The 9,658-nt window shown below is 66.1% G+C and carries 8 protein-coding genes; 5 read left to right on the forward strand and 3 right to left on the reverse strand.

Features of this window, described 5'->3' with window-relative positions:
• Positions 1–70: 70 nt before the first annotated feature.
• The 3 genes from leuA to BXA03_RS04385 all read left to right on the forward strand — a co-directional run bounded on the left by leuA (position 71) and on the right by BXA03_RS04385 (position 4,614).
• On the forward strand, positions 71–1,783 hold the full coding sequence (leuA, locus tag BXA03_RS04375; protein ID WP_076504261.1) for a 2-isopropylmalate synthase: 1,713 nt from the start codon (positions 71–73) through the stop codon (positions 1,781–1,783).
• Positions 1,784–1,810: 27 nt separating this feature from the next.
• On the forward strand, positions 1,811–3,349 hold the full coding sequence (locus BXA03_RS04380) for a 2-isopropylmalate synthase (protein ID WP_076504264.1): 1,539 nt from the start codon (positions 1,811–1,813) through the stop codon (positions 3,347–3,349).
• 116 nt (positions 3,350–3,465) lie between these two features.
• On the forward strand, positions 3,466–4,614 hold the full coding sequence (locus BXA03_RS04385) for a serine hydrolase (protein ID WP_076504267.1): 1,149 nt from the start codon (positions 3,466–3,468) through the stop codon (positions 4,612–4,614).
• A 102-nt stretch (positions 4,615–4,716) separates the two neighbouring features.
• Here BXA03_RS04385 and BXA03_RS04390 read toward each other — a convergent pair whose 3' ends face one another.
• Genes BXA03_RS04390 through aat form a run of 3 tightly spaced genes read right to left on the reverse strand, consistent with a single transcriptional unit; the run spans position 4,717 to position 7,026 of the window.
• A complete protein-coding gene (locus tag BXA03_RS04390; RefSeq protein WP_076504269.1) occupies positions 4,717–5,538 on the reverse strand; it encodes an IclR family transcriptional regulator in 822 nt (273 codons plus the stop codon).
• A gap of 43 nt (positions 5,539–5,581) precedes the next feature.
• Complete coding sequence (locus BXA03_RS04395) at positions 5,582–6,316, reverse strand: arginyltransferase (protein ID WP_076504272.1); 735 nt, start codon at positions 6,314–6,316, stop codon at positions 5,582–5,584.
• Positions 6,313–7,026, reverse strand: a complete 714-nt coding sequence (gene aat / locus BXA03_RS04400; protein ID WP_234983590.1) for a leucyl/phenylalanyl-tRNA--protein transferase — start codon at positions 7,024–7,026, stop codon at positions 6,313–6,315. The genes BXA03_RS04395 and aat overlap by 4 nt, the downstream gene beginning before the upstream one ends.
• A 143-nt stretch (positions 7,027–7,169) precedes the next feature.
• On the opposite strand from aat, the gene BXA03_RS04405 reads away from it, so the two are divergent.
• On the forward strand, positions 7,170–7,952 hold the full coding sequence (locus tag BXA03_RS04405) for a response regulator (RefSeq protein WP_083715873.1): 783 nt from the start codon (positions 7,170–7,172) through the stop codon (positions 7,950–7,952).
• A complete protein-coding gene (locus BXA03_RS04410) occupies positions 7,942–9,642 on the forward strand; it encodes a hybrid sensor histidine kinase/response regulator (RefSeq protein ID WP_076504280.1) in 1,701 nt (566 codons plus the stop codon). Before BXA03_RS04405 ends, BXA03_RS04410 begins: the two co-directional genes overlap by 11 nt.
• Positions 9,643–9,658 lie beyond the last annotated feature (16 nt).

Below are 9,658 nucleotides of genomic sequence, written 5' to 3' on the forward strand. Positions count from 1 at the left end.
TTTGCACCAGCAACGGGCCGTTTGTCTATGGGGTTGCTGGTCCGTTCCAACCTCTTGCAGAGAAATCGACATGCTTCAGCAGCCTCACACCAAGTACCGCGCCTTCGAACCGATCGGCCTCAAGGACCGCACCTGGCCCGACGCCGTCATCACCCGTGCGCCGATCTGGCTGTCGACCGACTTGCGCGACGGCAATCAGGCCTTGGTCGAACCGATGGACCTCGAGCGCAAGATGCGCATGTTCGAGACGCTCGTGGCCATCGGCTTCAAGGAGATCGAGGTTGGCTTTCCCTCGGCCTCGCAGACCGAGTTCGACTTCGTGCGCAAGCTGATCGAGGAAGACCGCATTCCCGACGACGTGACGATCCAGGTGTTGACGCAGGCGCGCGAGCACCTGATCGAGCGCACCTTCGAGTCGCTGCAGGGCGCCCCGCGGGCCATCGTGCATCTCTACAACGCCGTGGCGCCGGTCATGCGCCGCGTGGTGCTGGGGCTCGACGAATACGGCATCGTCGAACTCGCCGTGACCCATGCGCGGATGTTCAAGGACCAGGCCGCGCGCCAGCCCGCCACCCAGTGGACTTTCCAGTATTCGCCCGAGATGTTCTCGGGCACCGACCTGGCCTTCTCCAAGCGTGTGGTCGATGCGGTGACCGCGGTCTGGGCACCGACGCCCGAGCACAAGTGCATCGTCAACCTGCCGTCGACCGTCGAGCATTCCACGCCCAACATCTTCGCGGACATGATCGAGTGGATGCATCGCAACCTCGAGCGGCGTGATGCCATCGTGCTCTGCGCACACCCGCATAACGACCGCGGCACCGGCACGGCCGCCGCCGAGTTCGCCGTGATGGCTGGTGCCGACCGTCTGGAGGGATGCCTCTTCGGCAATGGCGAGCGCACCGGCAACCTCGACATCGTGAACGTCGCGCTCAACCTCTACACGCAAGGCGTGCCACCGGGCCTCGACTTCTCGCACATCGACGACATCCGCGCCACGGTCGAGCACTGCAACCAGATCCCCGTGCACCCGCGCCACCCTTACGTGGGAGACCTGGTCTACACCTCCTTCTCGGGCTCGCACCAGGATGCGATCAAGAAGGCCTTCGCGGCCCGCAAGGACGGCGACATCTGGGACATCCCCTACCTCCCCATCGACCCGAAGGACGTGGGCCGCAGCTATGAGGCTGTGATCCGCGTGAACAGCCAGTCGGGCAAGGGCGGCATCTCGTACCTGCTCGAGAGCGAATACGGCCTCGAGTTGCCGCGCCGCCTGCAGATCGAATTCAGCCAGGTGGTGCAACAGGTGATGGACGTGGAAGGCAAGGAGCTGGGCGCGGCCGACCTTTGGAGCATCTTCCGCCGCGAGTACCGCATGGACAACGCTCAGGGGCTGCGCCAGCGCGTGCAGTCCGTGGAAGGCGAGGGCGATCAGGCGCTCACCGTGCTGCGCGGCGAACTCATGTGGGCCGGTGAGTCAGTGGCGATCGAAGGTCGGGGCAACGGACCCATCGATGCCTTCAGCCGGGCGGTGGCTGAGGCCGTCGGCCAGCCGATCCGCGTGATGGACTACCACCAGCATGCCATCGGCGCCGGCGCCGACGCGCGCTCGGTTGCCTATGTGGAAATGCGCATGGGCGACTCGCGCACGGTGTTCGGCGTCGGCATCGATGCCGACACCACGGCCGCCGCGCTCAAGGCCATCGTCTCGGGCATGCAGCGTGTCGGAAACACGGGGATGCAGCAGGCACAATCGCCGGTTGCCGCCGAGACGACGGCCTGAAAGCGCAACGCCCACAAGGAGCCCACGATGACCGACCAGCTGATCATTTTCGACACCACCTTGCGCGACGGCGAGCAGTCGCCCGGCGCCTCGATGACGCGTGACGAGAAGCTGCGGATCGCGCGGCAGCTGGAGCGGCTCAAGGTCGACGTGATCGAGGCCGGGTTCCCGGCCAGTTCCAACGGCGACTTCGAGGCGGTGCAGGCGATCGCCAACGCGATCAAGGACTCGACCGTCTGCGGCCTGTCGCGTGCCAACGACCGCGACATCTCGCGGGCCGCGGACGCGCTGGCCGGCGCGGCCCGCGCCCGCATCCACACCTTCATCGCGACGTCGCCGCTGCACATGGAGAAGAAGCTGCGGATGACGCCAGAACAGGTCCTGGAGCAGGCCAAGCTGGCCGTGCGCTTCGCTCGCAACAAGGTGGCTGATGTGGAATTCAGCCCTGAGGACGGCTATCGCAGTGACGTGGATTTCCTGTGCCGCGTGCTGGAGACAGTCATTGCGGAAGGCGCGACCACGATCAATGTGCCCGACACCGTGGGATATGCAGTGCCCGAGTTGTACGGCAACTTCATCAGGACGCTGCGTGAGCGCGTTCCCAACAGTGACAAGGCGATCTGGTCCGTCCATTGCCACAACGACCTGGGCATGGCCGTGGCCAACTCGCTGGCCGGCGTCAAGATCGGCGGCGCCCGGCAGGTGGAATGCACCATCAACGGCCTGGGTGAGCGCGCCGGCAACTGCTCGCTCGAAGAGATCGTGATGGCCGTGAAGACGCGCAAGGACTATTTCGGCCTCCAGCTCAACATCGACACCCAGCACATCGTGGCGGCCAGCCGCATGGTGAGCCAGACCACCGGTTTCGTGGTGCAGCCCAACAAGGCCGTCGTCGGTGCCAATGCCTTCGCCCATGCGTCCGGCATTCACCAGGACGGCGTGCTCAAGGCACGCGACACCTACGAGATCATGCGAGCCGAAGACGTGGGCTGGACCGCCAACAAGATCGTGCTCGGCAAGCTCAGTGGCCGCAATGCCTTCAAGCAGCGTCTTCAGGATCTGGGTGTGTCGATGGACAGCGAAGCCGACCTCAACGCGGCTTTCCTGCGCTTCAAGGAACTGGCGGACCGCAAGGCCGAAATTTTCGACGAAGACATCCTGGCCCTTGTCAGCGCGGAGCAGCAGTCGAACGTTGACGAGCAGTTCAGCTTTGTTTCGCTCTCCCAGCACAGCGAGACCGGTGAGCAGCCTCATGCACGCGTCGTCTTTGTCGACCATGGCAAGGAAGTGGTGGGCGAGTCCGGTGGCAATGGCCCGGTTGATGCTTCGCTCAAGGCCATCGAGTCGCATGTGAAGAGCGGCGCCGAAATGGTGCTGTATTCGGTCAATGCCATCAGCGGCTCGACCGAAAGCCAGGGCGAAGTGACGGTGCGGCTGCAGAATGCGGGGCGCGTGGTCAACGGAGTGGGCGCCGATCCCGACATCGTCGTGGCCTCCGCCAAGGCCTATCTGAGTGCCCTGAACAAGCTGCACAGCCAGACTGAGCGCGTGGCCGCGCAAGGCTAGTTTCGGGCGTTTTCCTGCTTGCTTGAAGAAGGAGGCGCAAGTCACTGATTTGCGTCTCTTTTTTGTATTCGATAGACTGCGGCACCTTGTCGATTTCCAAGCCGCTGGAGTAGTTGATGGCCGAAGCCCCCGCGCAGCCTGTTTTGTCCCGAATTTCCTCACAGCGGTATCTGCCCGCCCTGCGCCTTCTGGCCGTGGCGCTCTGTGCAGCATCCTTTTTCACGCCCGCCGCGCATGCCAACGGCAAGAAGCAGCAGGCAGCAGCCAAGAAGCCGGCCGCGGTCAGCAAAGTGGCGGCCAAGCCTGCGAAGGCGTCCAAGGCGCGCACCGAAGAGCGCGTCGTGCGCGGCGGCCGCAACGTCATTGCCACGGTGCGAAAGAGCGGCGGCAAGACGGTGGTCGCTGTGCAGCGCCGCTCGGTGGTGCGCGTCGCCGAGCCGCCTCGCCAGTCCTTCGGGCAGCTTGCAGGTCTGCACCATTCGCAGGACCCCCTGGACCTCAAGTCCAGCGTGGCACTGGTGATGGATCAGGACACCCGTGAAGTGCTGCTGAGCAAGAACGACCACGCCGTGCTGCCCATCGCGTCGATCACCAAGCTCATGACGGGCCTGTTGATCAGCGAAGCCAAGCTGCCGATGGACGAGCCGATCACCATCACCCAGGACGACGTCGACACCGAGAAGTTCAGCCGCTCCCGTCTGGCCGTTGGCACCACGCTGCCGCGCGGCGAATTGCTGCACCTGGCTTTGATGTCCAGCGAGAACCGTGCAGCCCATGCGCTTGGTCGGACCTACCCCGGCGGCCTGGCCACGTTCGTGAGTGTCATGAATGCCAAGGCGCGGATGCTCGGCATGAAGGACACCCGCTACGTCGAGCCGACCGGCTTGTCGAGCAGCAACCAGTCGACGGCACAGGATCTGGCTCTGCTGGTCGCCGTAGCCTCCCAGGATTCGCTGGTGCGCAGCCTGACGACCTCGCCAGAGTACCAGGTCGAGATCGGCAACCGGACGCTTCAGTTCAACACCACCAACCGGCTGGTGCGCAGCCCCGACTGGGACATCGGTCTGCAGAAGACGGGTTACATCTCCGAGGCGGGTCAATGCCTCGTGATGCAGGCGCGTGTCGCCGGTCGCAAGCTGATCATGGTGTTCCTCGATTCGGCTGGCAAATTCAGCCGGATCGCCGATGCCGAGCGCGTGCGTCGGTGGGTCGAGACGAACCGCTTTGCGCCGGTGCACACGGCCAGCAGCCAGATCTCGGGATAAGCCGGCGCGGCACCCGTGCCGACCAGACGAAAGGGCCCTTCGGGGCCCTTTACGCTTTGCGTCCGCGACGCGGTCGCTTGAACAGCGCTCTGTGGCGGAAGGTCAGGCGGCGCGTGCTGCCGAAGAGGTGCCGTCGGACGGTGGCGTCGCACCCGCATAGCCCAACGCGCCCGAGATCTCGTTTGCCGTCGCCTGCAGCTTGGGCAACCAGCCGTCGTCGAGCCGATCGGCCGGCGCAGAGATGGACAGGCCGGCCACGAGCTTGCCCTGGTCGTCGTAGATGCCTGCGGCCATGCAACGCACCCCGAGCTCGAGCTCTTCGTTGTCGCGTGCAATGCCGTACTGGCGGGCGCGGGCCAGCTCGCGTTCGAGCACCGGCAACTGCGTGATGCTGTTGCGGGTGTGTCCGGCCAGACCCGTGCGCGTCGCGTAGCTGCGCACGCGCGGCTGTTCGTCCGCCGCCAGGAACAGCTTACCCGTCGACGTGAGGTGCAGAGGCGCCCGACCGCCGATGGCGCGCACCACCTGCATGCCGGAGCGCTCGCTGTAGGCTCTTTCGACATAGATGATCTCGTCGCCCTGGCGCACGCTCAGGTTGACCGGCTGCTGGATGAGCTTGTGCAGTTCGCGCATCGGCCCGAGCGCTGCATCGCGGACGTTGAGCCGGCCTTTCACCAGGTTGCCCAGTTCGAGCAACCGCATGCCGAGCCGGTAGCTGCCGGGCTCTGGCCTGTCCACGAAACGACCCACCGCCAGATCGTTGAGGATGCGGTGGGTGGTGGAGGGGTGCAGGCCCGTTTTCTCGCTGATCTCCTTGAGCGAGATGGCGTCCTCGCGAGACGCCAGCACGTCGATCAAGGCAAACATGCGCTCGATGACCTGAATGACGGGCGTGGCAGGAACGTCGGTGTTGTTCTTTCTCATGGGACGGCGCTGAACCAAACGGCCGCCATTTTACAGCGTGAAATCAAACGTCGCGCCAGTTGCCATCCACCAGGATCTGGTGGGGCGAAAACTTGGCCTTGTAGGCCATCTTGGCGCTGTGCTCGATCCAGTAGCCCAAGTAGACGTGCGGCAGGCCCAGTTCGCGGGCCTGGGCAATCTGCCAGAGCACGCCGTAGGTGCCAAAGGCCGTTCCGTCTTCCGGCTCGTAGAAGGTGTAGACGGCCGAGAGGCCGTCATTGAGCACATCCAGGATCGACACCATCTTCAGCGCGCCCGGGCTGCCGTCTTCGGTCGGCTCGCGGAATTCGACCAGCCTCGAGTTGACCCGGCTCTGCAGCAGGAACTGGGTGTATTGGTCGATGCTGTCGTGGTCCATGCCGCCGCCTGCATGGCGGCCGTTCTGGTAGCGCAGGTAGAGCTGGTAGTGCTCGGGCATGAAGCACAGCCGCAGCACCCGGGCCTGCAGGTGCTGATGGCGCTGCACCGCACGGCGTTGGCTACGGCTGGGGGTGAACTTGTCGGCCAGGATGCGCAGTGGGATACAGGCCCGACATCCGTCGCAGTAGGGGCGGTAGGTGAACATGCCGCTGCGGCGAAAGCCGCCCAACACCAGATCGGAATAAGCGTCGCTGTTGATGAGGTGGCTGGGCGTGGCCACCTGGGAGCGCGCCTGACGGTCGGGCAGATAGCTGCAGGGGTAGGGCGCAGTCGCGTAGAACTGCAGCGTCTGGAGCGGCAGATCCTTGAGGAGCGTCATTGCGGTGCCGGCAGGAGTTCATTCCAGTATATGGGGTCGAATTGCCACGTCGGGATGGCTGGCTGCTTGCACGCGTCGCCGATGTGGGCGAGGAATGGCGCCCTCGGCCATTCGCTTGCGCCCAGGCTGGCGAGGTGGGCCGTGTTCTGCTGGCAGTCGATGGCCTGCACGCCATGATGGCGACAGAAGGCCACCAGCGCCGCCAGCGCGATCTTCGAAGCATCGGTTCGTCGCGCGAACATCGATTCGCCGAAGACCGACCGGCCCAGCGCGACGCAATAAAGGCCACCGACGAGCTCGTTGTCGATCCAGGTCTCCACGCTGTGCGCATGGCCGGCGCGGTGCAGCGCGCGGTAGGCCTCCTGCATCTGCGGAAGGATCCAGGTGCCCGACTGCCCAGGCCGCGGTGAACCTGCGCAGGCGGCGATCACCTCATTGAATGCGTGATCGATGCGGACTTCGCACCGCGGCATCTGCTGGCGAAACACCTGCAGCGTCTTTCGCAGCGAGCGGTGCAGCCGGAAGTCCTGCGGTCGCAGCACCATCCGAGGGTCGGGGCTCCACCACAGGATGGGCTGGTCGTCGCCAAACCACGGAAAGATTCCGTGGCTGTACGCATCGAGCAGCGTGGGCACGTCGAGCGCGCCCCCGGCGGCCACCACGCCGGGGACGGGGTCGCTCGGGCCCCAGGCGGTTTCGGCCGGCGGCAAGGGCTCGCCTTCAGCGAGCCAGGGCAGTTTTCGAGGAGATCGGGCCACAGGCCGATTCTGGGGCAATCCCTTGGCGCACCCGCGGCCCTGGACCTGGAAGCTGTCGAAGCGCCCGCTCGGACGTGCGCCCCCCTCCTCGGGCCATGTCACCCAAAAAGGCTACGTGCTCAACCGAGATTGCGGCACACTTCCGGCCGGCCGGTTTTTACCGAGCCATCGAGGGCGCCGACCCAGACTTCGTCGGCGTCGAGAAGAAGTTTCGAGGCGAATCCGCCTTTCCAGGAGCTTGCGTGTTTCGCCTGCTGATCTGTGACGACCATCCGCCCATCCGGACGGCACTGCGGCTGCTCGCCCGACAGGTCGATGCCACGAGCGACGTCACCGAAACCGGCAACGCCCGGGATCTTGTCGAGGTGCTGCGGGGTCGTCGTGACTTCGACCTGCTGGTGCTCGACCTGCAACTGCCCGGCATGTCCGGCCTCAACGTGCTGTCGGAAGTGAAGCAGCTGCGCCCCGAACTGGCCGTGCTCGTGCTCTCGGCCGACGAAAGCCCCCAGAGCGTCGATGCGGCCCTGCAGGCCGGTGCTTCCAGCTACCTCTTCAAGTCGGCAAGCGAGACGGTGCTGTTCCAGGCGCTCAAGGACGTGTGCGGCCGCCGGCTCGCCTTGCCCGAGAGCATCACGGCCAAGGCCGGTGGCCGCGGTCGCACCGTGCCCGACGACGGGCTGGCGCTTTCCGCCCGGCAACGTGATGTGCTGAACTGCCTGTTGCATGGCATGTCGGCCAAGCAGGTCGCGCGTACGCTCGGCTTGTCCGAAGGCACGGTCAAGAGCCACACCGTGGCCGTCTTCAGAGCCCTCAATGTGAGTTCGCGCGCGCAGGCGGTGGTCGAGGCGCATCGACGGGGCATCACGCTTGGATGCTGAGTCCTACGAACGCGAACTGATCGGTTTTGCCCTGGCCCAGGCTGCAGCTGCGGCCAAGCTGGCCCTGGTGGGCGTGCTCATCCTGGTCGCCGTGACCTGGCACGATGTGGGCGCATGGGGCGTGGCGGCCTGGGGCGTGTCCGCGGCGGGCACGCTGTTGCTGCGCAACCGCCTGATCGCGCGACCGACGGACTTGCTGGCGCAAGGGCGCCCGGCGCCGCAGGCGCGCCGTGTCCTCTGGGTGTCGTCGCTCGTGCTGTCCGCTGTCCTGGCCAGCCTGCCCGCGGCCGGACTGCCCCACATGGAGACGGAAGTCGGGCTGCTGGTGACGCTGTTCTTCTGCTGCTGGGGCGCGGCGGGAATGTCGTCCCTGGGCATCGTGCCGCGGCTCTACACGAGCTACCTGGGTGTCATGCTGGGCGGGGTCGCACTGGGATGGGCGCGCGATTTCACGACCTCGTTGTCGCCGGCGATCATGGGCGGCCTGCTCATGTACTGGCTTGTGCTGAGTGCATTCGGCCATGGCTTCTCGCGCCGGGTCGCCGAAGGCATCGCCATCCGCGCGGAGAACGCGCAACTGGTCAAGCAGCTGTCGGCCGCGAATGCGGCCAAGACACGCTTCATCATGACCGCCAGCCATGACCTGCGCCAGCCGCTACATGCCATCGGGCTGCTGGGCGGCGTGCTGGCGCGTGCCACCAGCGCCGAAGACATCCACCGGGCGCGGGAGGCCCTGTCGACCGCGCTCGAAGGCCTGCAGCAGCTCTTTTCGGCGATCCTCGATCTGTCCCGCATGGACAGCGGCACGCTGCGCCCCGATCTGCGCTACGTCCCGATTGCGCCGCTCGTGGCCCGCCTGGACATTGAATACCGCGCACTCTGCCTCGAAGGTGGCCGGCGCTGGGAGTGCCGCGCCGAGACGGCCCACGTGCGCACCGACCTCGCGCTGCTCGAACGCGTGCTGCGCAACCTTCTGGACAACGCGCTCAAGCACGGCGGCGATGGCGGTGTCTGCCTGGCGCTTTCCACGCCATCCGGCCAGGTGATGCTCGAGGTCTCGGACACCGGTCCGGGCATTCCGGTCGAAGAGCGCGAACGCGTGTTCGACGAGTTCTACCGCAGCCGGGACGTGACATCCGCCGGCATGGGCCTGGGCCTGTCGATCGTGCAGCGGCTGGCCCGGCTGCTCCATGCGGAATTGCGGATGGAGTTCGTCGACCCGGTCCGCCGGACCGGCACGCGGGTCATGCTGGTGCTGCCGATGGCACAGCCCTCCGACGAGCAGGCGGTCGAGCCCGAGGTAGCGCTGCCCGACCTTCACGGCCTGCGAGTGCTCATCCTTGACGACGAGGCGGCCGTGCTCGACGCCACCCGGGCCCTGCTGGAGCAGTGGGGCTGCGTTGTGGCGACCTGCCGCTCGGGCAGCGAGGTGGCCGGGGCGGTGCAGCGCCTGGGCGCGCCGCACGTCGCCTTGACCGATTACCGCCTGAGCCCGACGGAGAACGGGTTGGCCGCGCTGGAGGCCCTGCGGGCCGAGCAGCCGGAGATGGGCTGTGTGATCGTCACCGGCGAGTCCGATCCCGCCATCCGCCAACGGCTGGCGGACGAGGGTCTGCCGGTGCTCGAGAAACCGGTGGATCCTGAAGAACTGCGTGCGGTGCTGGGACTGTTCCGCGCCATGGACGACTGACGAACGAAAGGGCGAT

The organism is Pseudacidovorax sp. RU35E, assembly GCF_900156165.1.
Taxonomy (GTDB): domain Bacteria; phylum Pseudomonadota; class Gammaproteobacteria; order Burkholderiales; family Burkholderiaceae_C; genus Xenophilus.

Bases quoted from the DNA above. Each gene is read 5' to 3' on its own strand.
- leuA (WP_076504261.1), top strand. From the start codon at position 71: ATGCTTCAGCAGCCTCACACCAAGTACCGCGCCTTCGAACCGATCGGC.
- BXA03_RS04380 (WP_076504264.1), top strand. From the start codon at position 1,811: ATGACCGACCAGCTGATCATTTTCGACACCACCTTGCGCGACGGCGAG.
- BXA03_RS04385 (WP_076504267.1), top strand. From the start codon at position 3,466: ATGGCCGAAGCCCCCGCGCAGCCTGTTTTGTCCCGAATTTCCTCACAG.
- BXA03_RS04390 (WP_076504269.1), bottom strand. From the start codon at position 5,538: ATGAGAAAGAACAACACCGACGTTCCTGCCACGCCCGTCATTCAGGTC.
- BXA03_RS04395 (WP_076504272.1), bottom strand. From the start codon at position 6,316: ATGACGCTCCTCAAGGATCTGCCGCTCCAGACGCTGCAGTTCTACGCG.
- BXA03_RS04405 (WP_083715873.1), top strand. From the start codon at position 7,170: ATGTCACCCAAAAAGGCTACGTGCTCAACCGAGATTGCGGCACACTTC.